We start from the raw sequence: 26630 nt of genomic DNA, 5'->3' as shown, positions 1-26630 counted from the left end.
CGCCTGCCGGCGGGCCGGCGCGGACGCTCGCTCGCCCGCAGCCCGTCGCCCCTGTGCGCCACAGGCTTTCCCCAAGGTGACGCTGGGTCAATGACCGTGTCCATCGCGACCCGCGGACCCGAGGAGCACGGTCATGACCGCGACCACCATCCACCCTGACCGTCCAGCCGCCGCACCCCGCCGTGGGCTGACGACGGCCCTCGTCGCGCTGCTGGCGGTGGCGCTCGGCCTCGTTGCGCTGCCCGCGCGGGACGCCCTCGCGGCCGGCGGGCAGCCCGCCGTGTCGCCCGTCCTCGACGCGGCGCACGGCTTCCCGACGTGGTTCGAGGACTCCGGCGGGACCCGGCTGGCGCCGTGCCTCGACCCGACCGACACCCGCTGCGTGGTCCTCGCCGACGCCGGCTACGACCCGGCCCGGCCGCAGGTCTTCCCGACCAACTTCCCCTCGGAGTTCTTCTACCTCGTCGCCGACTCCCAACGGCTGACGACCCTTGGCTGCTCGGGCACCAAGCGCGGCACCGCCTCGATCCGCCTGGCCCTCGAGGGCGCGTTCGCCAACGGCGCGCCGGTCCCCGGTGAGCAGATGGTCTTCGGGCGGGTCCGGCTCTCGGTCAGCAGTGGCCTGTGCGCCAACGGCACCTACACCGCGACGACCCCGTTCGGTGCGATCTCCTTCCGGACCGACGCCGCGGGCGCGCTCGCCCGCAACCAGGGGACGACCGACATCGGGTGCGTCCCGGTCGCTCCGGCCACGTGCGACTGGCGCCTGGCCCTCTCGAGCCCCGTGGCCCGCAACTTCCTCCGCTGGGACCCGGCCGTCGCCCCCTCGGCGCCCGCCGGCTACCTCGGCGACGCCGTCACCGCGCACCGCATCGTCGGCGCCACCTACACCGCTCCGGGCGAGGCGTCCCCGGCCAACTACTTCAGCATCGCCGGCACGAAGCTGGCGACCCCGCTGCGCACCGACCTGTTCACGGTCGCCGGCAAGGTCGCCGGTCCCCTCGAGGTCTCCCCCGCGGCGGTCACCGTCGGCTCGACCGAGGTCGGCCAGTCGTCCTCGGTGCGAGAAGTCACGGTTCGCAACGTCGCGGCGGGGACCACCACGCCGAACAGCGTCACGGTCACCGGAGCCGCCGCGGGCGACTTCCGGGTCGTCGACTCGACCTGTCCCGCAACGGCTCTGGTCCGCGACGCCACATGCCTCATCCGGGTCCAGTTCTCCCCCACCGCACTCGGTGCCCGGACCGCGACGCTGACCGTAGCCCACGACGGCCTGCGCTCCCCCACCACCGTCCCGCTGACCGGCGAGGGCACGGCGCCGCACCAGGCGCCGCACGCCACCGCCGCCCCCTCCTCCCTCGGCTTCGGCCAGGAACGGCTGCGCGTCCCCTCGTCCGCGCGGACGGTCACGGTCGGCAACACGGGCACGGCCCCTCTCACGCTCGGCACGCTCGAGCTGGCCGGCTCGGACCGGGCCCACTTCGAGAAGGGCTTCGACACCTGCACCGGAGCGGTCGTGCCGGTGGGCGGCACCTGCCGCGTCGACGTCTCCTTCCTCCCGCAGGCCGTCGGCGAGCACTCCGCGACGCTGCGCATCCCGTCGGACGACCCCGCCGGGACGCTCGACGTCGCCCTCCAGGGCACCGGGTTCGGCGGTGTCGCGAAGTCCTCTCCGGCCATCGACCCGGCCACCGGGTTCCCCACCTGGTACCAGGACGAGCGCGGTGTGCGCCTCGCGCAGTGCATCGACGCCACCGACCCCAACTGCATCGTCCTCGCCGGTGGCACCTACCCCGGCAGCGGGCCCGTCGCGTTCCCGACGACCTTCCCCGACGAGTTCTTCTACAGCGTCGTCGACAGCGACCTCATCACCACGCCCGGCTGCGGTGACAGCCCGCCCGGGAAGATGATGGTCCGGATGGCCCTCGAGGCCGCCTTCGTCAACGGTGAGCCGGTGAGCGGCGAGCAGATGACCTTCGGGCGCATCCGCGTCAACGCGACGAGCGGCCTGTGCGCCGGCCAGGAGTACTCCGTCGTCCACCCGTACGGCACGTACACCTTCGTGGCCGACGACGCCGGTGGGCTCAAGCGGACGACCGGGACGAGCGACGTCGGCTGCCTCGCGGCGACGGCCGACGCCCCCTGCGCCTGGGACCAGGCCATCTCCAGCCCCGTCCTCGCCGGCTTCCTGCGCTGGGACCCGGCCCGTGGCGCCGCCGCCCCGGCCGGCTACCTCGGGGACGCGACGACCCTGCACCGGGTCGTCGGCTCCTCCTACGTCCCCGTCGGCGAGACGGCTCCGGCCAACTACGTCCGGCTCGTCAGCGCAGGGGCGACCGTCGCGCAGACCGACCTGTTCACGGTCATGGGCAAGCTCGCCGGTCCGCTCGTCGCCGACCCCGAGGTCGTCGACGCCGGCACTGTCGAGGAGGGCAGCTCCGGCCCGGCCCGGGTGACCCTGCGCAACGAGGGCATCGAGACGCTCGGCGTCACCTCGCTCTCCGTCGCGGGCAACGACGCCGCCGACTTCGCGGTGGGCAGCGACGCCTGCTCCGGTCGCGACCTCGCCCCGGGTGCCGCCTGCCAGGTCGACCTGACGTTCACCCCCGGTGCCGTCGGTGACCGCAGCGCGCTCCTGCGGGTGCGGCACACCGGGCTCAACGACCCGTTCGAGGTACGCCTGCGCGGCGTCGGGTCGGTCGCGCAAGGGATCGCAGCCCTGTCCACCTCCGGGCCTCTCGCCTTCGAGCAGCGCCACGTCGGACGCGCCGCCGCCGTCCAGTCCGTGACGGTCTCCAACCGGGGCGGCACCGCGCCGCTCGTCCTCGACGCCCCCACCCTCGTGGGCGGCGACACGGCGGACTTCTCGGTCGTCGGCACGACCTGCGACACCGAGGTCCCCGTCGACGGGACGTGCACCGTGACCGTCGGGTTCACCCCCTCGGCCGCCGGCACCCGGACGACGGCCCTGCGCCTCACCGCACCGGGCGCACGCCCCTCGCAGGTCGACGTCGGGCTCTCCGGCCGCGGCAGCACCTCGGACCCGGCGGTCTCGGCCGGGCGTCGGGCCGACGGGTTCCCGCTCTGGTACCAGGACGCCGACGGTCTGCGGCTGGACCTCTGCGACGACCCGACCGACCCCGGCTGCATCGTCCTCGCCGGTGACGGCTACGACCCGACGCAGCCGATCTCGTTCCCGGACAACTACCCGCCGGAGCTGTTCTACGCGGTCGCCGACAGCGAGCCGATGCCCACACCGGGCTGCGACACCGTCGCTCCGGGCACCGCCGCCCTGCGCGTGGCGCGACGCCCATCGGCTCCCCCTGTGGCGGAGCGGCGTTCGCGTGCGGCGACGTGGCGTGCGCGTGCATCATCACCCGCGTCAGCGCGAGGCCGAGGACGCCCAGCGCCGCGACGACCCACAGCACCGAGCGCTGGCCGAGCACACCCATGAGGAACGCGGCGAACGGCGGGCCGCCGACCCACGCGAAAGAGAACACCGCCCGGGTGCGCATGATCTGCTGCACGCTCGCGCCGGTGTGCCGCTGGTAGGCGAAGAGCAGGCCGATGGCGATGCCCGCCGGCCCGCCGAGCGCCACGAGGGCGAGCACCGCCAGCGGCAGGGTCGTCGCGAGCGCCAGCGCGGTCGTCAGCGCGATCGTGAAGCCACCGCACCACAGCAGCGGCTCGAGGTAGTCGCCGCGCCGGTCGGCCCGCGTCGGCACGACGAGCGTCGAGACGAAGCCGCTGACGTTGTAGGCGGCCAGGGCCAGCCCCACCTCCCCCGCCGACGCCCCGTACAGCGAGACGAGGATGATGCCGATCGCCGGGTTGAGGAACGCGAACTGCGTGCCCCACAGCAGCGCCGCGGAGGGGACGAGGAGTGAACGTCGGTGCCCGGCGAGGAAGCCGGAGCGCGCGACGGGCGTCACTTCTTGGTGGCCTGGGCCCCGGCGCCGTCGGACGTCAGCGCGGCGATGAAGGCCTCCGGCGGCACCTCGACCGAGCCGATGTTCTTCATCCGCTTCTTGCCGGCCTTCTGCTTCTCGAGCAGCTTGCGCTTGCGGCTGATGTCACCGCCGTAGCACTTGGCGAGCACGTCCTTGCGGATGGCGCGGATGTTCTCGCGGGCGATGACCCGGGCGCCGATGGCCGCCTGGATCGGCACCTCGAACTGCTGGCGCGGGATGAGGTCCTTGAGCTTGCCGGCCATCATCAGGCCGTACGAGTACGCCTTGTCCTTGTGGACGATCGCCGAGAACGCGTCGACCGTCTCGCCCTGGAGGAGGATGTCGACCTTGACGAGGTCGGCAGCCTGGTCGCCGTCGGGCTCGTAGTCGAGGCTCGCGTAGCCGCGGGTGCGCGACTTCAGCTGGTCGAAGAAGTCGAAGACGACCTCGGCGAGCGGCAGCGTGTAGCGCATCTCGACGCGGTCCTCGGAGAGGTAGTCCATCCCGAGCAGCGTCCCGCGCTTGCCCTGGCAGAGCTCCATGATCGCGCCGATGAACTCGCTCGGTGCGAGGACGGTGGTGCGGACCTTTGGCTCGCGGACCTCGGCGATCTTGCCGCCGGGGAACTCGCTGGGGTTGGTGACGACGACCTCGGTGCCGTCGTCCATCGTCACGTCGTAGACGACGTTGGGCTGGGTCGAGATGAGCTCGAGGTTGAACTCGCGCTCCAGCCGCTCGCGGACGATCTCGAGGTGGAGCAGGCCGAGGAAGCCGCAGCGGAAGCCGAAGCCGAGCGCGACGGAGGTCTCGGGCTCGTAGACGAGCGCGGCGTCGTTGAGCTTGAGCTTGTCGAGGGCGTCGCGCAGGTCGGGGTAGTCCGAGCCGTCGAGCGGGAAGAGGCCCGAGAACACCATCGGCTTGGGGTCGCGGTAGCCGCCGACGGCCTCGGTGGCGGGCTTGGCCGCGTTGGTGACGGTGTCGCCGACCTTGGACTGGCGCACGTCCTTGACGCCGGTGATGAGGTAGCCGACCTCGCCGACGCCGAGGCCCTTGCCGGGCACCGGCTCCGGGCTGATGACGCCGATCTCGAGGAGCTCGTGCGTCGCCTTGGTCGACATCATCGCGATGCGCTCGCGCGGGTTGAGGTTGCCGTCGACGACCCGGACGTACGTGACGACGCCGCGGTAGGTGTCGTAGACGGAGTCGAAGATCATCGCGCGGGCGGGCGCGTCGGCGTCACCGGTCGGCGCCGGGATCTGCGCGACGATCGCGTCGAGCAGCGGCTCGACGCCCACGCCGGTCTTGCCCGACACCTGGAAGCAGTCCTCGGGCTCGCAGCCGATGAGGCCGGCGAGCTCCTCGGCGTACTTCTCGGGCTGGGCGGCGGGCAGGTCGATCTTGTTGAGGACCGGGATGATCGTGAGGTCGTTCTCCATCGCGAGGTAGAGGTTCGCGAGGGTCTGCGCCTCGATGCCCTGCGCGGCGTCGACGAGGAGGACGGCGCCCTCGCACGCCGCGAGGCTGCGCGAGACCTCGTAGGTGAAGTCGACGTGGCCCGGGGTGTCGATCATGTTGAGCACGTGGCTCGCGCCCTGGACCTCCCACGGCATCCGGACGGCCTGGCTCTTGATCGTGATGCCGCGCTCGCGCTCGATGTCCATCCGGTCGAGGTACTGCGCGCGCATCGCCCGGTCGTCGACGACGCCGGTGATCTGGAGCATCCGGTCGGCGAGGGTCGACTTGCCGTGGTCGATGTGGGCGATGATGCAGAAGTTGCGGATCGCCTCCGGCGGTGTCGCGTGCGGCGGCAGCACGGTGCGGGCGCGGGGTGACACGGGTGCGCGGTTCCTTGCGGTCGGGGGCGAGCGGGCGGTGCACTCAGTCTCCCACGCCGGGCGGACAGGTCCGAACGCGACGGCGCCCTGCCGCCCCGACGCTGTCCTGCCGCCCCAACCCCGCCTCGCCGCCCTGCTGTGACACCCCGGCAGGACGAGACCACCCCGGCACGACGCGACCACCCCGGCACGGCGCGGGAACCCGGTCGTGCCCGCACACGGCGCGTGGCACGGTGGGCGGATGACTCCCCCGGTGCCCGAGGTCGACTACGGCCGCACGAGCCGGCGACCGGCCTTCGACACCCTGCCGGCCGCGGTCTGCGACGCGGTGACCGCGGTGGCCGGCAGCGCCGTCGCCGGGGCGCAGGCCCCGGTGGGCTCGGGGTTCGGCGGCGCCTTCGCCGGCGCCGTCGACCTCGCCGACGGCCGGACGGTGTTCGTCAAGGCGGCCGGCTCCTCGACCCCGCACGTGCTGCGTGCCCTGCGCCGCGAGTCGGAGCTGCTGCCGGGGCTCACCGGGCTCACCCGCGCCCCGCGGATGCTGGGCCTCGCCGACGTCGAGGCCGGCGGCGGCTGGCGGGTCCTCGTCCTCGACCTCGTCGACGGCACCCGCCCGGGTGACCCGTGGACCTCGCAGGACGTGGCGGCGGTGCACGACGCCTGCTGCGAGATCGCGGCCACGCCCGCGTCCGTCGTGGAGCGCCTCGGGCTGGCGACGGTCCGCGACGAGCTCGCCGGCGCCACCGCGTCGGTCCCCGCGCTGCGCCGGCTCGCGGAGGGCTCGCAGCCCTGGCCGATGGGCCACGCCGTCCCCGAGCGGGCCGGCGCCGTCGAGCTGGTCCACCTGGCCTCGCGGGTCCTCGACGCCGTCCACGGCGACGCGCTGACGCACCTCGACCTGCGCCCCGACAACCTCCTGCGCGAGCCGGACGGCCGGATGCGCGTCGTCGACTGGAACCAGGCCGCCGTCGGCCCCGCGTGGTTCGACCTCGTCACGCTCTGGCCGCTCATGCACCACCACGGCATCGACCTGACCGACCTCGAGCGCTCCCCCCTGCTCGAGGACGCCGCCGACGACGACGTCGACGCGGTGCTGGCCTTCCTCGTCGGCTTCATGCTCGAGGGCCTCGACGCGCCCCCGCCCCCCGGCTGCACGCAGGCCCTGCGGGCCCACGCACTCTTCTTCTCCGACACCACGACCCGCCTGCTCGCGCACCGTCGTGGCTGGTCCCTGACCGGCTGAGCGGCTCCCGACGCGGGAGGGGTCAGGCGCTGCCTCGCTTGATCGACGACATCTTCTTGCCGCGCGCGACCTCGTCGACGAGCAGGTCGAGGTAGCGGATGCGCTGCATCAGGGGGTCCTCGATCTCCTGGACCCGGTGGCCGCAGATCGTGCCGGTGATGAGCCCGGCGTGCGGCGTGAAGGCCGGAGCCCGGTCGAAAAAGGTCTCGAGGTCGCGCTCGTCCTCGAGCGCCCGGCGCAGCCCGGCCTCGTCGTAGCCGGTCAGCCAGTGGATGACCTCGTCGACCTCGGCGCGCGTGCGTCCCTTGCGCTCGGCCTTGGCGACGTAGTGCGGGTAGATGCTCGCGAACGGCGTCCCGAAGATGCGGTGTCCCGTCACGGGTCCTCCTCCACGTCGTGGGCCGGCGCCCCGGCGGCCGCCCTCTGCGGAGCCTAGGAGACCTCGGCCGCCGCGTCACGGTCCGCGGCTAGGGTCGGGCCCATGCAGTGGCAGCGCATTCTCCGCCCGGTCCTCGACGGCGCCCTCCGCGAGCTGCTGCGCGGTGGCTCACGGCGTGCACCCCGCGCGGACGGCCCCACTCCGAGGGAGCGCTCCCCGCGCTCCGGCCCGCCGGCACCGACCCGGCCGACCGGCGGCTACCCGGGCGACTACACCGGCCCGCTCGACCCGGTCTACGCGCCACGCCCCGACGGCCGCCCCGACCCCGGCGAGATCGTCTGGACGTGGGTGCCCTACGAGGAGGACCACACGCAGGGCAAGGACCGCCCGGTCCTCCTCGTCGGCCACGACGCCGACTGGCTGCTCGGCCTCCAGCTGACGAGCAAGGACCACGACCGCGACGCCGAGCAGGAGCGCCGGGCCGGGCGGCGCTGGGTCGACATCGGCACCGGCGCCTGGGACCGGCAGGGCCGTCCGAGCGAGGTGCGCGTCAACCGCGTCCTGCGGGTCGACCCGGCCGCGGTCCGCCGCGAGGGCGCGGTCCTCGACCGCGACCGCTTCCTCGAGGTCGCGGCCGCCGTCCGCGCGAACCGCTGACCCGTCGCGGGCGCAACGTCCCACCCGTTGGCCAGGAGCGGAACATTTCCACGCTCTTGACCTGATGAGCGGAACTCCTTACCTCCGGCAGACCCGGTCCGGACCCGCACCGTCCTAGCGTCGAGGCGCTCCCCCAGCCCCCGACGCAGGAGACCCCCCGATGCGACCACACCGCACGACCCGACGCAGCGGCCTCGCGGCCCTCGCCGCCGGGGCCACCGCCCTCGCGGGCCTCGTCGCCGCCCTCCCGGCGCAGGCCGCCCCCGTACCGCACCCGACCGCGCAGGCCCGCGCGGTCGGCATCGACCGGACCGGCGACGCCTTCATGGGGTGGCCTGCCGCCCGCGACACCCGGCGCGTGGCCCCGGACGCAGCGCCGTCCCGCACCGCCGTCACCCAGACCCCCGGCATCGACGTCTCGAAGTGGCAGGGCACCGTCGACTGGGCGTCATGGTGGGCCAAGGGGACGAAGTTCGCCTACGTCAAGGCGACCGAGGGCACGACCTACCGCAGCCCGACCTTCAGCGCGCAGTACACCGGCTCGTACGACGTCGGGATGATCCGGGGCTCGTACCACTTCGCCCTGCCCGACTCCTCCTCCGGTGCGGCGCAGGCCGACTGGTTCGTCGACCACGGCGGCGGCTGGAGCGCCGACGGGCGCACGCTCCCCGGGGTGCTCGACATCGAGTTCAACCCCTACGGCGCGACCTGCTACGGCAAGAGCCAGAGCGGGATGGTGTCGTGGATCCGCGACTTCACGTCCCGGTACAAGGCACGCACGGGCCGCGACGCCGTCATCTACACGGCGACGAGCTGGTGGACCCAGTGCACCGGCGGCAGCACCGCCTTCGCGACGACCAACCCCCTGTGGGTCGCGCGGTACAGCACGAGCGTCGGCACGCTGCCGGCCGGATGGGGCTACTACACGTTCTGGCAGTGGACCGACAGCCCGCTCGACCAGGACCGCTTCAACGGCGACCTCGCCGGGCTGCGCCGGCTCGCCCTCGGCTGAGCCGACTCCCCCGCGGACGCCCGAGGGCCCGTCACCGGATCGGTGACGGGCCCTCGTGCGTGGGCTGCTCCGCTCAGAGCGAGGCGGCCCGCTTGGCCATCGCGGACTTCTTGTTCGCGGCCTGGTTCTTGTGGATGACGCCCTTGCTCACGGCCTTGTCGAGCTTGGTCGACGCGAACTTGAGCGCCTCGCGCGCCTGCTCGGCGTTGCCGGAGTCGGCCGCCTCGCGGAAGCGACGGATGGCCGTCTTGAACTCGCTCTTGACGGCCTTGTTGCGCTCGGTCGCGAGACGGTTCGTCTTGATGCGCTTGAGCTGGGACTTGATGTTCGCCACTGTGAAATCGTGCCTTCGGTCGAGGAATCGGTTGCCGTTAGAGGGCGGCAGTCGCGGGTCGGGACCGGGCGTGGGGCACCCGTGGTTGACTCGCGCTGGGTGGTGCTCGTGCGCGCGCGACCACACGCGCACGCAGTCGACAATGGTACCAGCGGCCCGCACCCCCGCCAAAACGGGCGGGCGAGAGGGTGACGCGGGCTCAGCCGTCGCGGTGACGACCGTGCTGGGCGGTGATGGTCAGCACGGCCCGCTCGACGGCGTAGACGGGGTCGCGACCACCGCCCTTGACCTCGGCGTCGGCCGCCGCGAGCGCCTGGAGCGAGGTCGCGAGCCCCTCCGCGGTCCAGCCCGACAGCGTCCGCTTGGCCCGGTCGACCTGCCACGGGGCCATCCCGACGTCGCGGGCGATGTCGGCCGGGCGCCCCCGGCCCGCGGACCCGACCTTGATGAGCTGGCGCACCTGCTGGGCGAGCACCGCGACGATCGGGACGGGGTCGACCCCGACGGCGATCGCGTGACGCAGCAGCCGCAGCGCCTCGCCGGGGTCGCCGGCCAGCGCCGCGTCGGCGACCCGGAAGCCCGTGGCCTCGACCTTGCCGCCGTGGTAGGTGAGGACGATCTGCTCGTCGATGACGCCGGTGGTGTCGTCGACGAGCTGCTGGCAGGCGGCGGCGAGCTCGCGGACGTCCTTGCCGACGGCCTCGACGAGCGCGTGGACGGCCTCGGGGGTCGCCTTGCGCCGCGCGCGCCGGAACTCGTGCGTCGCGAAGTCGGTCTTGTCGCGGTCGGTCTTGACCGCGGGGGCGTCGAGCACCCGGGCGCCGGCACCGCGCAGCGCGTCGAGCACCTTCTTGCCGCGCTGGCCGCTCTTGTGCATGACGACGAGCGTGAGGTCGGGCTCGGCCGGCCCCGAGAGGACGGCGAGCAGGTCGGACTGGAGCTCGTCCGGGGCCTCGTCGAGGTCGTGGACGACGACGCACTTGGCGCCGCCGAAGAGCGACGGGCTCGTGTGGAGGACGAGCTCACCGGGCTGGTACGACGTCGCGTACACGCGGATGACCTCGAGGTCCGGGCTCGTGACGCGGAGGTCGTCGAGGGTCTGCGCGACGGCGCGCTCGGCGAGGATGCCCTCGGGCCCCGAGACGAGCACGAAGGGCGGCACGCGGTGCGCGACGGCGACGACGTCCTCGGTCATGCCGCCACTCTGCCACCCGGCGCCGACGCCGCGCGTCCGCCCCCGAGTCGTCCTACGATCCCCCGGTGCTCCTCGACGCCCCCTTCGACCCTGCCCGCCACCGCCGGGTGGTCGTCGTCGGCGTGACCGGGTCGGGCAAGTCGACGTTCGCCGCCCGGCTGGCGGCCGCCACGGGGGTCCCCCACGTCGCGACGGACGACCTCATGTGGCGCCCCGGGTGGGTTCAGCTCGGCCCGGCCGCCCAGGTCGGGGCCGTGCGCCCCCACGTCGAGGGTCCCGCGTGGGTCATGGACTCCCTGTGGAGCGCGACGCGCGACCTCGTGCTCGAGCGCACGGACCTCGTCGTCGCCCTCGACTATCGGCGCCGGGTCTCGCTGAGCCGCCTGCTCCGGCGCACGGCGCGGCGGCTCGTCGACCGGGAGGAGATCTGCGGCGGCAACGTCGAGTCGTGGCGACAGACCTTCTCGCGCGACTCGATCCTCGCGTGGCACCACCGCTCGTTCCGGCGCAAGCAGCAGCAGGTCGCCACGATGTGCGCCGCGCCCGACGGCCCGCCGGTGCTCCGGTTCACCGACCCGCGGGGGACGGAGACGTGGCTGTCCGCGCTCGAACCCTCGCCGAGTGACTGACGGCGGTCAGTCGAAGGTGAGGGTCGGGCCCTTCCCGGCCTCGAGGCCGAGGCCGGCCAGCCGCGCCTCGACGGCGGACGGCGGCAGCTCCATCGACTCGGCGAGCTCGCCGAGCGAGAGACCGAGCTCGACGCCGTCGCGCAGCTCCTCGTCCTCCTGCGCGGTCCACGCGTGGCCCTCGGTGACGGCCGTGCGCGAGGACGGCGGGGGCGGCGGGGCGTCGGCGACCGGCCGCTCGTCGGCCTCGGTGACCCCGGCGACAGGGGCGGCGGCCGCCATCGACGTGCCGGCGACGGCGCCGGTCAGCCCGCGCCGGGTCGGCTCCAGGACCGGCAGCGGCGGGGGCGCGATCTCGTCGAGGCGCCGCAGCGCCCCGAGGACCATCTCGCGGTCGGCCGTGGGCCAGAAGGGCGGGAGCGAGCGCTGGAGGAAGCCGGCATAGCGCGCGGTCATCATCCGTGAGTCGAGGAAGGCGACCACCCCGCGGTCGTCGCCACGGCGGATGAGCCGGCCCGCGCCCTGCGCGAGCCGCAGCGCGGCGTGCGTGGCGGAGACGGCCATGAACCCGTTGCCGCCCATCCGGGCGATGGCCTGCGAGCGCGCCGAAGCGAGCGGGTCGTCGGGGCGCGGGAACGGCACGCGGTCGATGATGACCAGCTGGCACGACGACCCCGGTACGTCGACGCCCTGCCAGAGCGACAGCGTGCCGAAGAGGCAGGTGCGCACGTCGCGGGCGAACTCGCGGACAAGGGTCGAGATCTGGTCCTCGCCCTGGCAGAGGATGACGATGTCGGTGTCCTCCAGCCGGTTCCGCATCTCCTCGGTGGCCTCGCGCGCGGCGCGCATCGACGAGAAGAGGCCCAGGGTGCGTCCGTTCGCGGCGCGGACCAGCGCCTCGATCTCGTCGAAGGTCTGCGGCGCCGTGCCGTCGCGCCCCGGGGGCGGCAGGTGCTTCGCGACGTAGGCGATGCCCTGCTTCGGGTAGTCGAACGGACTGCCGACGTCGAGGCCGCGCCAGCGCGGGGCGCCCTCGCCGCGCAGGCCGATGGTGCCGGCGACGGCGTCGAAGGTGCCACCGAGCTCCAGTGTGGCGGAGGTGATGACGACCGTCCGGTCCTCGAAGACCTTGTCGCGCACCAGCATCGCGACGCTCATCGGCGCGACCCTCAGCACCGGGCCGCGGCGGGGGTCCTTGGAGAGCCAGACGACGTCGAGCTCGCGCTCCTCGAGCATCCGGGCGGCCGTCTCGAAGAGGTCCTCGACGGCGGCGCGCGCGACCTGCTTGGCGCCGTCGACCTCCTCGCCCTGCTGCGGCTTGAGCTCGGTCTGCGCCTGGCGGGCGACGTCGCGGATGCGTCCGAGCGCCAGCGCGAGCGAGTCGGGCACCGCGGTGAGCCGCCCCTCGGGCATCGGCTCGAGGACGGACTCGAGGAGCGCGGCGGCGTCGTCGAGCGCCTCGGCGGAGTCGGCCTGACGCCCGGCGCGCTTCGAGGCGGCCCGCACCGACCCGGGGGTCAGCTCGTCGGTGATGGTCGAGGTGACGCGGTCGACGAGCTCGTGGCCCTCGTCGACGACGAGGACGTCGTGCTCGGGCAGCATCTGGCGGCCCTCGAAGGCGTCGATGGCCATGAACGAGTGGTTGGTGACGATGACGTCGACGTCGCGCGCGGCCTCGCGGGATCGCTCGACGAAGCACTCGGCGACCATCGGGCAGCGCGACCCGAGGCACTCCTCGGCGCTGACCGACACCTGCCGCCAGGCGCGCTCGGAGACACCCGGAACGAGCTCGTCGCGGTCGCCGGACTCGGTGACCTCGGCCCAGTCGCGCAGGCGCACCACCTCGGCCCCGAGGCGAGAGGCGGCGCGGTCGACGTCGCCGACCGCGAGCAGGCTGTCGGCGTCGTCGTCCGGGAAGCCGCCCTCGAGCTTGTGCAGGCAGACGTAGTTGCGGCGGCCCTTGACGAGCGCGTAGGTCGGGCGGCGGCCGAGCACGGGCGTCAGCGACTCGGCGAGGCGCGGCATGTCGCGGTCGACGATCTGCGCCTGGAGGGCGAGCGTCGCCGTGGCGACGACGGCGGTCTTCCCCGTCGCCATCGCGTGCTGGACGGCGGGCACGAGGTAGGCGAGGGACTTGCCGGTGCCGGTGCCGGCCTGGACGAGCAGGTGCTCGCCGGTCTCGACGGCCCGGGCCACCGCGTGCGCCATCTCGACCTGGCCGGGGCGCTCGGTGCCGCCGACGCCCCCGACGGCGGCGTGGAGGAGGTCGTCGAGGTCGGGCACCCGAGCAGCCTAGGCGGTCGGCCCGACGCGCTCCGGCGGCCGTCCCCCGGTAGCGTCAGCCGGGCGGAAGCCCTCGCTTTGTGTTGCGTATGGCGCGGCGCGTTGCGAACAGCGCGTCGCTTCCCTTGTCGCACCGGCCCGGCGGGTGCCACGATGGCGACCGTGACCACGAGTGCGCAGACCCGTCCCGTCCCGCCCGACATCGAGATCGCCGAAGCCGCCGAGCTCACCCCGATCGTCGAGCTGGCGCGAGAGAAGCTCGGCATCGACCCCGAGCACCTCGTCCCCTACGGGCACACGAAGGCCAAGGTCTCGCTCGGCTTCGTCAGCTCGCTCGCGGACCGCCCCGAGGGCCGTCTCGTCCTCGTCACGGCGATCTCCCCGACGCCCGCGGGCGAGGGCAAGACGACGACGTCGGTCGGCCTCGCGGACGCCCTCGCCTCGCTCGGCGAGAACGCGATGGTCGCCCTGCGCGAGCCCTCGATGGGACCGGTCTTCGGCATCAAGGGCGGCGCGGCCGGCGGCGGCTACGCCCAGGTCGTCCCGATGACCGACATCAACCTCAACTTCACGGGCGACTTCGCGGCCATCGCCGCCGCGAACAACCTGCTCTCGGCGGTCCTCGACAACCACCTCCACCACGGCAACGCGCTCGGCATCGACCCGCGCACCATCACCTGGAAGCGCGTCGTCGACCTCAACGACCGCGCCCTGCGCGACGTCGTCGTCGGGCTCGGCGGCGTCGCCAACGGCGTGCCGCGCGAGGACGGCTTCGACATCGTCGTCGCGTCCGAGGTGATGGCGATCCTCTGCCTCGCGACCTCCGTCGCCGACCTGCGCGAACGGCTCGGGCGCATCGTCGTCGGCTACACCCGCGACAAGCAGCCCGTGCACGCCCGCGACCTCAAGGTGCACGGCGCGATGACCGTCATCCTGCGGGATGCCTTGGCGCCCAACCTCGTCCAGACGCTCGAGCACACGCCCGCGATGGTCCACGGCGGGCCGTTCGCCAACATCGCGCACGGCTGCAACTCGGTGATGGCGACGCGCACCGCGCTCAGGCTCGCCGACTACGTCGTGACGGAGGCGGGGTTCGGGGCGGACCTCGGCGCCGAGAAGTTCGTCGACATCAAGTGCCGCACCTCGGGCCTGCGCCCGTCGGCGGTCGTCGTCGTCGCCACCGTCCGCGCCCTCAAGTACCACGGCGGCGTCGCCGTCGCCGACCTCGGGCCCGAGTCGGTCGAGGCCGTCACCGCCGGAATGGCCAACCTGCGCCGTCACCTGCGCAACGTCCGCGACGTCTACGGGCTGCCGGCCGTCGTCGCGCTCAACCGCTTCCCAACCGACACCGACGCCGAGGTCGCCGAGGTCCTGCGCCTCGTCGAGGCCGAGGGCTTCCGGGCCTACGAGGCGACGCACTACGCCGAGGGCGGGGCGGGCGCCCAGGCCCTGGCCCGCGGCGTCCTCGAGGTGATCGAGGGCGGGACGGCCGACATGCAGCTGGTCTACCCCGACGACGTGCCGCTGGCCGAGAAGGCCCGCGCCGTCGCGACGAAGGTCTACGGCGCGGCCGACGTCGTCTTCGAGCCGAAGGCGGCCAAGCGGCTCGCGGCCATCGAGGCCGAGGGCTACGGCCACCTGCCGATCTGCATGGCGAAGACGCAGAGCTCGTTCTCGACCGACCCGACGCTGCGCGGCGCGCCCGAGGGCCACACGGTCTCGGTCCGCGAGGTGCGGCTGGCCGCCGGCGCCGGCTTCGTCGTCCTCGTCACCGGCGAGATCATGACGATGCCGGGGCTGCCGAAGGTGCCGGCCAGCGAGCACATCGACGTCGACGACGACGGGCGGATCGTCGGCCTCAGCTGAGCCGGCGCCCGTCGAGCCGGCGGGCCATCCACACGTCGTCGCGCTCGTCGCCCGGCGCCACCCGGATGCCACCGGACAGCCGGCCGACCTCCTCGTACCCGAGGCCGGCGTAGAAGGCGTCGACACCCGTGCCGCCGCGGACCCCCAGCTCGACGACCTCGGCGCCGTCCGCGCGGGCCACCCGGTGCAGCGCGGCCATGAGCAGTCGGCCGAGGTTGCGGCCGCGCCGCTCCGGGTGCGACATCACGCGAAAGGCCGTCCGCCGGTGGGCGAGCAGCGGGTTCGGGCCCTCCACCCACCAGCCGAGCGCGACGAGGGCCCCGACCGGGTCCCTCAGCAGCACCGCCACGGCACGGCCGTCGGCCATCGAGTCCTCGTGCGCCGCGAGCGCCTCGGCCACCCGTCCGCGGGCCGCGCCGGGCAGGAAGCCCACCGCGCCGCCGGCGTCGTTGACGGCGCACCAGAGGTCGAGCACCTCGGCGCGGACCCCGGGGTCGAAGGGTGCCCGGTGGACGTGGACGGACGGCGCGACGAGCACGACCGGCGCGGGCACGTCGGCGGGGTCGGCGGCCCGGGCGCGCGCGACGACCTCCGGCGGCACCCCCGGCAGAAGAGCGCCCTCGTCGGCGGCGCCGACGTGCGTCAGGCCGGCCCGTTCGGCGGTGCGGGTGGACGCGAGGTGCTCCGGCCGGGCGGTGGCGACGAGCGGCAGGGCGGGGCCGTGCTCGAGCGCGTCCGCCACCACGGCCCGCGCCGCCTCGGGTCCGAGCCCGCGCCCGTGGTGCGGACGGTCGAAGCGGTAGTAGAGGTTGAGGTGGCGCCGCTCGCGGCCGTGGATGACCCCCGCGACGCCCAGCGCCTCCCCCGAGCCCCGGTCCTCGACGACGCCGTACCCGAAGCCGTGCTCGACCCAGTGCGCGAGAGCGAGGTCGAGCTTCTCCGAAGCCTCGTCGGTGGTGCGGGCCACGGCCCACGGTGCGAACGGGTACTGCTCGGGGTCGGTGTGCAGCCGCACCCAGAGGTCGCGGTCGTCCGGCGTGAGCAGTCGCAGCCGCAGGCGGTCGGTGAGCAGGGTGCGGACGGTCGTCACCCGGGCACCCTATTGCAAACTGTTCGCAACAGCAGCGTCAGGGGGCAGCGCAGGACGAGGCCGCTCGAACAACCGCGCCGTCACCGTGACGACGCGGTTGTTTTCTCGTGACGGGGATGCATCCCCGTCCACGGCCGGCTTCCGCGTCGTCACTGTGACGACGCGGAAGCTCGTGCCGGAACCCGGTCCCGCCCGGCGCTCGACGCGCCGCAGATCACCAGGTCAGACGGCGTAGGCGGAGAGGTCCTCGGCGAGCTCGGGGTCGACGCGCGCGGTGAGGCGCGTGCCGTCGGCGACGTGCTCGCTCTCGAGCACCTCCCCCGTCTCGTGGACCCGGCTGACGAGGTCGCCGCGCTCGTAGGGGACGAGCACGTCGACGTCGACGTCCGGCCGCGGCAGCTCCTCGGCGACGAGCGCGCGCAGCTCGTCCATCCCCTCGCCGGTGCGGGCGGAGACGATGATCGAGTGCTTCTCGTGGCGGCGCAGCCGGTCGAGCACCTCGGGGTCGGCGAGGTCGGCCTTGTTGACGACGATGACCTCCTTGACGTCGGTCGCGTCGACGTCGGCGAGGACGGCGCGGACCGCGGAGATCTGCCCCTCGGGGTCGGGGTGCGAGCCGTCGACGACGTGCAGCAGCAGGTCGGCGTCGGCCACCTCCTCGAGCGTGGAGCGGAAGGCCTCGACGAGCTGGTGCGGCAGCTGGCGGACGAACCCGACCGTGTCGGCGAGCGTGTAGAGGCGCCCGTCGGGCGTCTCGGCGCGGCGCACCGTGGGGTCGAGGGTGGCGAAGAGCTGGTTCTCGACGAGCACCCCGGCACCGGTCAGCCGGTTGAGCAGGCTCGACTTGCCGGCGTTGGTGTACCCGGCGATCGCGACGCCCGGCACGCGGTTGGCCCGGCGGCCCCCGCGCTTGGTGTCGCGGGTCGTCTTCATGTCCTTGATCTCGCGGCGCAGCTTGGCGATCCGGCTGTTGATGCGCCGGCGGTCGAGCTCGATCTTCGTCTCACCCGGGCCGCGCGAGCCCATCCCCTGGCCGCCGGCGGCCTGGCCACCGGCCTGCCGTGACATCGACTCGCCCCAGCCGCGCAGGCGGGGCAGGAGGTACTGGAGCTGGGCGAGCTCGACCTGCGCCTTGCCCTCCCGGCTCTTCGCGTGCTGCGCGAAGATGTCGAGGATCAGGGCGGTGCGGTCGATGACCTTGACCTTGACGACGTCCTCGAGGGCACGCCGCTGGCTCGGCGCGAGCTCGGTGTCGCAGATGACGGTGTCGGCGCCCTCGGCGATGACGACGTCGCGCAGCTCGGCGGCCTTGCCCTTGCCGAGGTAGGTCGCGGGGTCGGGGTTGGTGCGGCGCTGGATGACGCCGGCGAGCACCTCGGAGCCGGCGGTCTCGGCGAGCGCGGACAGCTCGCGCAGGGAGTTCTCGGCGTCGACGAGCGTGCCGTCGCACCACACGGCGGCGAGCACCACGCGCTCGAGCCGCAGCTGGCGGTACTCGACCTCGGTGACGTCCTCGAGCTCGGTCGAGAGCCCGGAGACGCGGCGCAGCGCGGCCCGCTCCTCGCGGTCGTACTGGTCGCCGTCGTAGTCGAAGGCCTCGTCGTCGAGCACGAACCCGGCGTCGTCGAGGCGGGTGGAGTCGGCGAGCGCCGCGGCCCGCCCGGTGATGGTGTGTCGTCCAGTCATGTTCTCCCTAGGGTCTCACCGTCCAACGCCCGGAGGCGACCGCATTCTTCCGGTTCACGCCGACGGCGGCCGCGCCGCTAGCCTCTCGACCCGATGAGCGAGCACGAGCACTACTTCACCGCGCAGCCCGCGAGCGACGCCGAGCGACGCCCCCTGCGGGTGCGCCTCGCCGGGCGGTCGGTCGAGGTCGAGGTCGCCCGCGGCATCTTCTCGCCCGGTGGCCTGGACAAGGGCACCGCCGTGCTCCTCGACGAGGTCGCCGCTCCCCCGCCCGCCGGGACGTTCCTCGACCTCGGCTGCGGCTGGGGGCCGGTCGCCCTTACCCTGGCGCTGCGCTCGCCGGCCGCGACGGTCTGGGCGGTCGACGTCAACGAGCGCGCCCTCGACCTCACCCGCCGCAACGCCGCCGCCCTCGGCCTCGACGGCGTGCGCGCCGGCACCGCCGACGCCGTCCCCGCCGACGTGCGCTTCGACGTCATCTGGTCCAACCCGCCGATCCGCGTCGGCAAGGCGGTCCTCCACGACCTCCTGAGCACCTGGCTCCCCCGCCTCGCGCCCGACGGCGTCGCGTCCCTCGTGGTCCAGAAGAACCTCGGCTCGGACAGCCTCCAGCGCTGGGTGCAGCACGAGCTCGGGATGCCCTGCACCCGGCGCACCTCGGTCAAGGGGTTCCGTGTGCTCGAGGTCCGTCAGGGCTGACGCCCCTGCGGCCGCACGACCATGGCCGAGCCTCCACCACGGCGCACCTTCTCGGCGACGGCCGTGTAGCGCCCGTCGCGCAGCACGCTGATGGCGGTCGCCGCCCCGATCTCCGACGTCTGCGACAGCCGGTGCCCGAGCGCGGCCAGGCCGGCCCCGACCGGGCCGCCGGCGATCGCCGGCTCCACCTGCTCGCTCGTCCCGTTGCGGCTCGACAGCCGCGGCGCCTGGAGCGCCTCCGCGACGGTGAGGCCGCGCTCGTAGTGCCCGAGGAGCACCTGGGCCACCGTCGTGATGATCGTCGCGCCGCCGGGGCTGCCGGCCACGAGCTCGAGCCGGCCGTCGTGGAGGACGATGGTCGGCGCCATCGACGAGCGCGGCCGCTTCGAGGGGCCGGGCAGGTTGGGGTCCGGGACGCCGGGGGTGACCGGCACGAAGTCGAAGTCGGTCAGCTCGTTGTTGAGCAGGAAGCCCCAGCCCGGCACCGTGATGCCGGAGCCGCCGGTCTGCTCGATCGTCGAGGTGTAGGACACGGCGTTGCCCCAGCGGTCGACGACCGAGAGGTGGGTCGTCGACATCCCGTCGTGCGGCAGCACCCCGGAGGCCGAGCCGTCGTCGCACCCGGCGTAGTCCCCGTCGGGGCTGCCGAAGGGCACCGGGCGGGCCATCGCCGCGGTGCCCGAGAAGAGGCAGGCCCGCTCGTCGGCGAAGGCCTGCGAGACGAGCTGACGGGCCGGGACGCCGCGCACGTCGCCGACGTACCGGTTGCGGTCGGCGAAGGCCGTGGCGGAGGCCTCGGAGAAGCGGTGGAGGTACTGCACCTCGTCGACGCGCGAGGTCGGGGTACCGGTCCGGGCGTCGTACGCCTCGATGAGGTTGAGGATCTCGGCGACGGCGATGCCGCCGCTGCTCGGCACCGGCATCCCGTAGACGTCCCGGCCCTCGTACCGCGAGTGCACCGGGTCCTTGTCGAGCGCCCGGTAGCGGCGCAGGTCGGCGCGCGTCAGCTCGCCCCCGGCGACGCTCGTCCCCGGCACGGTGGCCGGACGACGCGAGGCGGCCAGCACGGCGTCGCCGAGGCGGCCGCGGTAGAGGCTGTCGACGCCGTGCGTGCGCAGCTCGCGGTAGGCGCGGGCGAGGTCGGGGTTGCGGAAGACGGACCCGACGGCCGGCGCCTCACCACCCGGCAGGAACACCCGCGCCGTCGCGGGGAAGACCGAGAACCGCTCGGCGTTGTCGGCGGTCTGGTCGTGGAAGGTCTGGTCGACGACGAAGCCGCGCCGGGCGATCTCCTCCGCCGGCTTGAGGAGCGTGCCGAGCTTCCGTGTCCCCCACCGTTCCACGGCTCGCTGCCAGGTCGCGGGCGTGCCGGGCACACCGACCGACTGGCCGGAGCCGACGACCGTGGCGAAGTCGAGGGCGGTGCCGTCGGGCGCCTGGAACTGGTGCGCGTCGTACGTGGCGGGTGCGGCCTCGCGGCCGTCGATGGTCTGGACCCGGTGCCGGCGCGCGTCGTAGTGCACGAAGAAGCCACCGCCGCCGATGCCGGTCGAGTACGGCTCGGTCACCCCGAGCGCGGCCGCCGTGGCGACGGCGGCGTCGGTTGCGTTGCCGCCGGCCCGCAGGACGTCGATGCCGACCTGGCTGGCCACCGGGTCGACGCTGGCGACCGCCCCGCCCGAGCCGGTCATCACCGCGACCTTGGGCAGCTCGTGCCCGACCGGGGGCGGGCCCCCGTGCCCCGGGTGCCCGGGTCCGCCGTGGGCCTGCGCCGACGGCGCGCCGGCGCCGAGCGCCGCCGCGAGGCCGAGGGCGAGGCCGGCGGCCGCGAGGCGGCGTGGGCGGACGGGTGCGACGGTGGATGTGGTCCCCATCACAGCACCGTAGACCGGGGTCCGCGGCCTGTCGCGGCGAGAGCGGCGCGGCCCGGGCTCAGGCCGGGAGGAGGCCCAGCGGCACGGAGCCGTCGGCGACGAGCACCGCGGGCCCGGCGAGCTCGACCCCGCCGCCGTCCGACAGGCGCACCGCGAGCCGGCCGCCCGGGACGTCGACGACCCACGACGCGCCGGTGTCGAGGGACCCGGCCCAGAAGCTCGTCGCGATGGCCGCCGCGCAGGCCCCGGTGCCGCACGAGCGGGTCTCGCCGACCCCGCGCTCGTGGACGCGCAGGACGACGTGGCCGGGCCCGACGGGGCGGACGAGCTCGACGTTGGTGCCGTGCGGCGGCTCGGGGCGCACGACCGGCGCGCGGGTCAGGTCGAGCGCGTCGAGGTCGACGTCCTCGGGCAGGGCGACGACGGTGTGGGGGTTGCCGAGGTCGACCGAGAGCGCCGAGTACGGGTCGCCCTCACCGACGTGCACGAGCGCGTCGAACCCGTCGCGCTCGGCCGCGACCGGGTCGGCGAGCCGCCACGGGCCGAGGCCGACGGCCCAGTGGTCGCCGTCGCGGCGGACGACCTTGGCCCCGGCCCGGGTCGCGATGACGAACTCGTCGGCGGTCTCGAGCCCCTCACGGCGCAAGTACTCGGCAAAGACGCGGGTGCCGTTGCCGCACATCTCGGCGGCGGAGCCGTCGGCGTTGCGGTAGTCCATGAACCACCGTGCGTCGCAGGCCTGCTCGCGCACCGACGGCTCGTCCGCGGCCTCCGTCGGCAGGACCCGGATGACGCCGTCGCCGCCGAGGCCGGCGCGCCGGTCGGCGAGCCACGCCGCCCGGCCCGCGCTCAGCCCGAGGGCACCGTCGAGGTCGGGGACGAGGACGAAGTCGTTCTCGGTCCCGTGCCCCTTCGTGAACGCCAACCGGTCAGCCATGCGGCCCATCGTCGCATCCCGCCCCGCACCGGGCGTCCTGCGCCTGCTCGACGAGCGCGAGCGCCTCGTCGAGCAGCCGCGGGCCGGTCGCGTCGAGCCAGTGGATGCGCGGGTCCGCGCCGAACCACGACTCCTGGCGGCGCACGAGGCGCCGGGTGCGCAGCGCGGTGTCCTCGACCGCCTCCTCGAGCGTCGACGTGCCGTCGAGGACCGCGAGCGCCTGGGCGTAGCCGACGGCCCGGCTCGCGGTGCGGCCCTCGCGCAGCCCGTGCTCGACGAGCCCGCGCGCCTCCTCGACGAGGCCGGCGTCGAACATCGCCCGGGTGCGTCGGGCGATGCGGGCGTCGAGCTCGTCGCGGGGCACCCGCAGGCCGACGACCACGGTGGGGCGCAGCAGCTCGCGGGTGGGCATCGTCGCGCTGAACGGCCGGCCGGTCAGCCGGACGACCTCGAGCGCTCGCACGACCCGCCGGGTGTTGTTCGGCTCGATGGCGGCCGCGGCGGCGGGGTCGAGCGTCGCCAGCTCGTCGTACAGCGCCGGCGTGCCCTCGGTGTCGGCGCGGGCCTGCAGCGCCGCGCGGACCTCGGGGTCGGTCGGGGGGATCTCGAGCCGGTCGAGCGCCGCCCGGACGTAGAGGCCCGAACCCCCGACGAGGAGCGGCACGCGCCCCCGCTGGACCACCGCCCCGAGGTCGGCCCGCGCCTCCCGCTGGTAGGCCGCGAGGCTCGCCTCCTCCACGACGTCGAGGACGTCGAGCTGGTGGTGCGGCACGCCCTCGCGCTCGGCGAGGGTCAGCTTGGCCGTGCCGACGTCCATCCCGCGGTAGAGCTGGGAGGCGTCGGCCGAGACGACCTCACCGCCGAGCCGGTGCGCGAGCGCGACCCCGAGGCCGGACTTGCCGGTGGCCGTGGCCCCGACGACGGCGACGACGGGCGGCGCCGGGTTCAGCGCGCCCCGTCCCCGTGGTCGTGGCCGCCGCCCTCGGCGTCGAGGCCGTCGTCGTCGACGTCGTCGTGGCCGAACGGGTCACGGTCCTCGCCGGGCATCCACGACAGGCCGGGCACGCCCCAGCCGTTGGCCTTGACCGCCTTCTTCGCGCGGCGGGCCCACTTGCCCTGCAGCCGGTCGACGTAGAGGAAGCCGTTGAGGTGGTCGTACTCGTGCTGGAGCATCCGGGCGAACCACCCGGTGGCCTCGTAGCGCAGCTCGGAGCCGTCGAGGTCCTGACCGGTGAGCACGGCGCTCTCGCCGCGGCGCAGCGGGTAGGCCTCGCCGGGCACCGACAGGCAGCCCTCGGACTCGTCGTGCGGGTCGGGGTCGCCGGGCACCGCCTTGGCGGGGACGAGGTAGGGGTTGATGACGACGCCACGGGCCGGGATGCCGTCCTCGTTGCCGAGCTGCCAGGTGAAGATCCGCAGGCCGACGCCGATCTGGGGGGCCGCGAGGCCGACGCCGCGCGCGGCGTCCATCGTCTCGTACATGTCCGCGACGAGCTCGCGGATGCCGTCGTCGATGACCTCGACGGGCTCGGCGCGTCGGTGGAGCACGGGGTCGCCGCAGATGACGACGGGTCGGATGGCCATGCGCGCGATTCTTCCAGAGTGCGCCGACCGAGCCGCACCGCACCCGGCACTGAAAAGGCTGGCGCGGCGGGCACCCCCGGGTGTCCACTGGAGGGGCGCCCCGTCGCGGGCGCGCCCTGTCCCCGAAACGGAAGGAGGTCGCCGATGGGATTCCTCGACAGTGCCAAGGAGAAGCTCACCGAGCTGGCCGAGCAGCACCCGGACCAGGTCGAGTCGCTGAGCGACCAGGCCATCGAGCGCGGCGGCGACGCCGTGGACTCGCTGACCGGCGGCAAGTACGCCGACCAGGTCGACAGCGCACAGACCCGGGCCGACGAGGCGATCGGCGGACGCTGAGCAGAACCGCGGCCGCGAGGCCCCCGACCGAACGACCGGTCGGGGGTCTCGTCCGTTCGGTCACGGTCTCCTCGGGGTTCGGTCAAGACCCGTGTCGCGGGCCCGGATCCGGCGCGAACGACCCGCTGCGGGCCCTATGGTCGACAGGCCGCTCCCCCATCACGACGAGAGGATCCTCCGTGTCGCACTGGCACTCCGGTCTGCCGAAGCTCGACATCGAGCCCTTCGACCCGACGCCGCTGTACGACGCCGTGAGGTCCACGCAGGCCGAGCAGGCCGTCGTGACGCGCCGACGCCGGTCCGCCCTGCGGGTCGTCGGGGGCCTCGCCGCCGTGCTCGCGGTGTGTGCCGGAGCAGGCTGGCTCGTCGTGTCCCTCGTCTGAGCCGGGACGCTCGCTTCCTCACGCGGTCGAGGTGAAACGCGACCCTCTGGTGGTCGGGTTTCACCTCGACTCCCGCTGCCCCACCGCGGTCGAGGTGAAACGCGACCCTCTGGTGGTCGGGTTTCACCTCGACCCGCGTGAATCAGCGCGCAGGACGCCTCGACGCCCCGGACGCTCAGGCCGAGCAGGCGGGGGCGCTGACCGGCGCCGGACGGCCGACCCCGGGCATCCCGAGCGACACCGCCGGCTTGCCCGGCACCGGCGCGTCCTGGAGCGCCGACCACGCGTCGCCGCCCGCCGTGCGGCGCAGCCGGTAGGTCCCGCCCTGCACGCCGCTGTCGGCCACGAGGTGGTGCGGGGCGCCGTAGGTGACGCCCACGGTCACGACGTCGCCCGGGCGCGGCCGCTCGGCCCCGTCCGGCACGGCGAAGTGCACGAGGCGGTTGTCGCGCGCGCGACCGCTCATCCGGGCGGTCTCACCGTCCTTGCGCCCCTCGCCGGGGGCGACGAGGACCTCGACCTCGCGGCCCTCGACGGTGCGGTTCTCCGCCCAGGACACGCGCTCCTGGAGCTCGATGAGCCGGTCGAACCGCTCCTGGACGACGGCCTTCGGGACCTGGTCCTCCATCGTCGCGGCCGGCGTACCGGGACGGATGGAGTACTGGAAGGTGAACGCGCTCGAGAAGCGCGAGGCCTCGACGACGCGCAGCGTCTCGGCGAAGTCCTCCTCGGTCTCGCCGGGGAAGCCGACGATGAGGTCGGTCGTGATCGCGGCGTCGGGGATGGCCGCGCGCACGCGGTCGATGATCCCGAGGAACTTCTCGCTGCGGTAGCTGCGGCGCATCGCCTTGAGCACCCGGTCGGACCCGGACTGCAGCGGCATGTGCAGGCTCGGCATGACGTTCGGCGTCTGGGCCATCGCGTCGATGACGTCGTCGGTGAAGGCCGCCGGGTGCGGGCTCGTGAAGCGCACGCGCTCGAGGCCGTCGATCTCGCCGCAGGCGCGCAGCAGCTTGCCGAACGCGAGGCGGTCGCCGAACTCGACGCCGTAGGTGTTGACGTTCTGGCCGAGCAGCGTCACCTCGACGACGCCCTGCGCGACGAGGGCCTCGATCTCGGCGAGGACGTCGCCGGGACGGCGGTCCTGCTCCTTGCCGCGCAGGCTCGGGACGATGCAGAACGTGCAGGTGTTGTTGCAGCCCACCGAGATCGACACCCAGCCGGCGAACGCGGAGTCGCGCCGGGTGGGGAGGGTCGAGGGGAAGGTCTCCAGCGACTCGAGGATCTCGACCTCGGCGCGCTTGTTGTGCCGGGCGCGGTCCAGCAGGGCCGGCAGGCTGCCGATGTTGTGGGTGCCGAACACGACGTCGACCCACGGGGCGCGCTTGACGATCGTGTCGCGGTCCTTCTGCGCCATGCAGCCGCCGACGGCGATCTGGAGGTCCGGGTTGGCGGTCTTGGCCGGTCGCAGCTGCCCGAGGTTGCCGTACAGCTTGTTGTCGGCGTTCTCGCGCACCGCGCAGGTGTTGAAGACGACGACGTCGGCGACGTCGGGGCGCTCGGCGTCGGGGACGCTCGCGAGGTCGACGTAGCCGGCGGTCTCGAGCAGGCCCGCGAGGCGCTCGGAGTCGTGGACGTTCATCTGGCACCCGTGGGTGCGCACGTCGTAGGTCTTGGCAGCAGTCATGGCCCGTCAAGGGTACGCGGCGCCACGGCGGGCTCGGTCACGCCGGCGTCGGCCGGCGCGGTCGGCGGCCGGGCCGCGGAGGCCAGCAGCGCCGCCCACGCCAGCCCCACGCCGAGCCCCAGGACGACCTCGCTCGCCGTCGACCAGCCGATGACGAGCCGCGCCCCGGCGAGGACGAGCACCACGGCGCCGGCGGCCGTCCACGCCGCCACCCGCCCGGCCCACGGCAGGACCGGCGACGCGAGGACCACCGCGAGCACGAGGGCCGTGAGGACCACCGGCAGCTGGTTGAGGAAGAGGTAACGGGCCTCCCCCAGCTCGGCCGGCCCGAGGCCGGAGCCGCCGGCTTCGCGCTCTCCTGCGCGCCGGCCAACACCCGCGCGGCGGGGCTGTACCGCTCGCTCGGCTTCGTCGAGACCGGCGAGGTCGACGACGACGAGGTCGTCGCCCGTCGGCCGGCCGGCGCCTGACGCGGACGACCGCCGGCGCGGCCGACGGAACGCTCCGGCCACTGCGCCCGTTGCACCCGGTACCGACGAGAGGACACGCGTGCGCACGCTGCTCAACATCATCTGGTTCGTGTTCGGGGGCTTCTGGCTGGCCCTCGGCTACGCCGTGGCCGGGGTCGTGCTCTGCGTCCTCGTCGTGACGTTCCCCCTGGGCGTCGCGTCCTTCCGGATGGCCAGCTACGCCCTGTGGCCGTTCGGCCGCGCGGTGGTCGAGAAGCCCGGCGCCGGGACGGGGTCCGTGCTGCTCAACGTCGTGTGGATCGTGCTCGCCGGCTGGTGGCTGGCGCTGGGCCACCTGATGACCGCCGTCGCGCAGGCGGTGACGATCATCGGCATCCCGCTGGCGATCGCCAACCTCAAGATGCTGCCCGTCTCGCTCGTGCCCTACGGCAAGGAGATCGTGCCGACGGACGCCCTGCCGCCCGGCCGGCGCCCACTGCACTCGCTCTGAGCCCCGGACGGATC

At 74.2% G+C, this 26630-nt stretch carries 23 protein-coding genes and 1 pseudogene; 10 read left to right on the top strand and 14 right to left on the bottom strand.

Features of this window, described 5'->3' with window-relative positions:
• Positions 1-133: 133 nt before the first annotated feature.
• Positions 134-2917 (top strand): annotated as a pseudogene (locus LG324_RS09790) (choice-of-anchor D domain-containing protein); the annotation flags it as partial.
• 58 nt (positions 2918-2975) lie between these two features.
• On the opposite strand, the gene LG324_RS09785 reads toward LG324_RS09790, so the two are convergent.
• Entirely contained in the window at positions 2976-3932 is a 957-nt protein-coding gene (locus LG324_RS09785) for an MFS transporter (RefSeq protein WP_404353139.1), read from the bottom strand.
• A complete protein-coding gene (lepA, locus tag LG324_RS09780) occupies positions 3929-5785 on the bottom strand; it encodes a translation elongation factor 4 (RefSeq protein WP_404347428.1) in 1857 nt (618 codons plus the stop codon). The genes LG324_RS09785 and lepA overlap by 4 nt, the downstream gene beginning before the upstream one ends.
• 241 nt (positions 5786-6026) lie before the next feature.
• Between lepA and LG324_RS09775 the strand changes: the two genes are divergently transcribed.
• Complete coding sequence (locus LG324_RS09775) at positions 6027-7028, top strand: aminoglycoside phosphotransferase family protein (RefSeq protein WP_404353116.1); 1002 nt, start codon at positions 6027-6029, stop codon at positions 7026-7028.
• Between the two features lie 22 nt (positions 7029-7050).
• Here the strand turns inward: LG324_RS09775 and LG324_RS09770 are convergent, their stop codons facing one another.
• The gene (locus LG324_RS09770) at positions 7051-7407 is read right to left on the bottom strand and encodes a DUF2200 domain-containing protein (RefSeq protein ID WP_404353115.1); all 357 of its coding nucleotides are present in this window, start codon (positions 7405-7407) and stop codon (positions 7051-7053) included.
• 102 nt (positions 7408-7509) lie between these two features.
• Here LG324_RS09770 and LG324_RS09765 point away from each other — a divergent pair, with 102 nt between their 5' ends.
• Positions 7510-8064 carry a type II toxin-antitoxin system PemK/MazF family toxin gene (locus LG324_RS09765; RefSeq protein WP_404353114.1) on the top strand — a complete coding sequence of 185 codons (555 nt, stop codon included), beginning with the start codon at positions 7510-7512 and terminating at the stop codon, positions 8062-8064.
• A gap of 160 nt (positions 8065-8224) precedes the next feature.
• Positions 8225-9076, top strand: coding sequence for a lysozyme (locus tag LG324_RS09760; RefSeq protein ID WP_404353113.1), 852 nt, complete (start codon positions 8225-8227; stop codon positions 9074-9076).
• A 73-nt stretch (positions 9077-9149) separates the two neighbouring features.
• Here the strand turns inward: LG324_RS09760 and rpsT are convergent, their stop codons facing one another.
• Entirely contained in the window at positions 9150-9410 is a 261-nt protein-coding gene (gene rpsT / locus LG324_RS09755) for a 30S ribosomal protein S20 (RefSeq protein ID WP_030529263.1), read from the bottom strand.
• A 199-nt stretch (positions 9411-9609) separates the two neighbouring features.
• Positions 9610-10605 carry a DNA polymerase III subunit delta gene (gene holA / locus LG324_RS09750; protein ID WP_404353112.1) on the bottom strand — a complete coding sequence of 332 codons (996 nt, stop codon included), beginning with the start codon at positions 10603-10605 and terminating at the stop codon, positions 9610-9612.
• 65 nt (positions 10606-10670) lie between these two features.
• Between holA and LG324_RS09745 the strand changes: the two genes are divergently transcribed.
• Positions 10671-11234: an adenylate kinase gene (locus LG324_RS09745; protein ID WP_404353111.1), complete on the top strand. Its 564-nt coding sequence runs from the start codon at positions 10671-10673 to the stop codon at positions 11232-11234.
• 6 nt (positions 11235-11240) lie between these two features.
• On the opposite strand, the gene LG324_RS09740 is transcribed toward LG324_RS09745, so the two are convergent.
• Positions 11241-13514 carry an ATP-dependent DNA helicase gene (locus LG324_RS09740; protein WP_404353110.1) on the bottom strand — a complete coding sequence of 758 codons (2274 nt, stop codon included), beginning with the start codon at positions 13512-13514 and terminating at the stop codon, positions 11241-11243.
• A gap of 162 nt (positions 13515-13676) precedes the next feature.
• Here LG324_RS09740 and LG324_RS09735 point away from each other — a divergent pair, with 162 nt between their 5' ends.
• Complete coding sequence (locus LG324_RS09735; protein WP_404353109.1) at positions 13677-15380, top strand: formate--tetrahydrofolate ligase; 1704 nt, start codon at positions 13677-13679, stop codon at positions 15378-15380.
• Here the strand turns inward: LG324_RS09735 and LG324_RS09730 are convergent.
• Together LG324_RS09730 and hflX are read right to left on the bottom strand one after the other, a co-directional pair.
• A complete protein-coding gene (locus LG324_RS09730; RefSeq protein ID WP_404353108.1) occupies positions 15373-16470 on the bottom strand; it encodes a GNAT family N-acetyltransferase in 1098 nt (365 codons plus the stop codon). The genes LG324_RS09735 and LG324_RS09730 overlap by 8 nt on opposite strands.
• A gap of 222 nt (positions 16471-16692) precedes the next feature.
• Positions 16693-18156: a GTPase HflX gene (gene hflX / locus LG324_RS09725; RefSeq protein ID WP_404353107.1), complete on the bottom strand. Its 1464-nt coding sequence runs from the start codon at positions 18154-18156 to the stop codon at positions 16693-16695.
• Between the two features lie 93 nt (positions 18157-18249).
• Between hflX and LG324_RS09720 the strand changes: the two genes are divergently transcribed.
• Positions 18250-18855: a class I SAM-dependent methyltransferase gene (locus LG324_RS09720; RefSeq protein WP_404353106.1), complete on the top strand. Its 606-nt coding sequence runs from the start codon at positions 18250-18252 to the stop codon at positions 18853-18855.
• Here LG324_RS09720 and ggt read toward each other — a convergent pair.
• The 4 genes from ggt to def are packed head-to-tail and all read right to left on the bottom strand — an operon-like array spanning position 18846 to position 23250.
• Positions 18846-20729, bottom strand: coding sequence for a gamma-glutamyltransferase (ggt, locus tag LG324_RS09715; RefSeq protein ID WP_404353105.1), 1884 nt, complete (start codon positions 20727-20729; stop codon positions 18846-18848). The two genes, LG324_RS09720 and ggt, sit on opposite strands and share 10 nt — an antisense overlap.
• Before the next feature lie 58 nt (positions 20730-20787).
• Positions 20788-21666 carry a diaminopimelate epimerase gene (dapF, locus tag LG324_RS09710; protein WP_404353104.1) on the bottom strand — a complete coding sequence of 293 codons (879 nt, stop codon included), beginning with the start codon at positions 21664-21666 and terminating at the stop codon, positions 20788-20790.
• A complete protein-coding gene (gene miaA / locus LG324_RS09705) occupies positions 21659-22615 on the bottom strand; it encodes a tRNA (adenosine(37)-N6)-dimethylallyltransferase MiaA (RefSeq protein WP_404353138.1) in 957 nt (318 codons plus the stop codon). Before miaA ends, dapF begins: the two co-directional genes overlap by 8 nt.
• Positions 22612-23250: a peptide deformylase gene (gene def, locus LG324_RS09700; protein ID WP_030529252.1), complete on the bottom strand. Its 639-nt coding sequence runs from the start codon at positions 23248-23250 to the stop codon at positions 22612-22614. Before def ends, miaA begins: the two co-directional genes overlap by 4 nt.
• A 144-nt stretch (positions 23251-23394) precedes the next feature.
• Between def and LG324_RS09695 the strand changes: the two genes are divergently transcribed.
• Positions 23395-23586: an antitoxin gene (locus tag LG324_RS09695; protein WP_215514460.1), complete on the top strand. Its 192-nt coding sequence runs from the start codon at positions 23395-23397 to the stop codon at positions 23584-23586.
• A gap of 179 nt (positions 23587-23765) precedes the next feature.
• Positions 23766-23969 carry a hypothetical protein gene (locus tag LG324_RS09690; RefSeq protein WP_030529250.1) on the top strand — a complete coding sequence of 68 codons (204 nt, stop codon included), beginning with the start codon at positions 23766-23768 and terminating at the stop codon, positions 23967-23969.
• Between the two features lie 175 nt (positions 23970-24144).
• Here the strand turns inward: LG324_RS09690 and miaB are convergent, their stop codons facing one another.
• Together miaB and LG324_RS09680 are read right to left on the bottom strand one after the other, a co-directional pair.
• Entirely contained in the window at positions 24145-25656 is a 1512-nt protein-coding gene (gene miaB / locus LG324_RS09685; RefSeq protein WP_404353103.1) for a tRNA (N6-isopentenyl adenosine(37)-C2)-methylthiotransferase MiaB, read from the bottom strand.
• Positions 25653-26168 (bottom strand): hypothetical protein, encoded by a 516-nt coding sequence (locus LG324_RS09680; protein ID WP_404353102.1) that lies wholly within the window; start codon positions 26166-26168, stop codon positions 25653-25655. The genes miaB and LG324_RS09680 overlap by 4 nt, the downstream gene beginning before the upstream one ends.
• Before the next feature lie 37 nt (positions 26169-26205).
• On the opposite strand from LG324_RS09680, the gene LG324_RS09675 reads away from it, so the two are divergent.
• The gene (locus tag LG324_RS09675) at positions 26206-26616 is read left to right on the top strand and encodes a YccF domain-containing protein (protein ID WP_030529247.1); all 411 of its coding nucleotides are present in this window, start codon (positions 26206-26208) and stop codon (positions 26614-26616) included.
• Positions 26617-26630: the final 14 nt, after the last annotated feature.

The sequence above is a fragment of the Phycicoccus jejuensis genome (assembly GCF_044797865.1).
GTDB lineage: Bacteria > Actinomycetota > Actinomycetes > Actinomycetales > Dermatophilaceae > Phycicoccus > Phycicoccus jejuensis.
The sequence above is the reverse complement of the archived record's forward strand: the minus strand, read 5'-3'. Positions and strand labels throughout refer to the sequence as shown.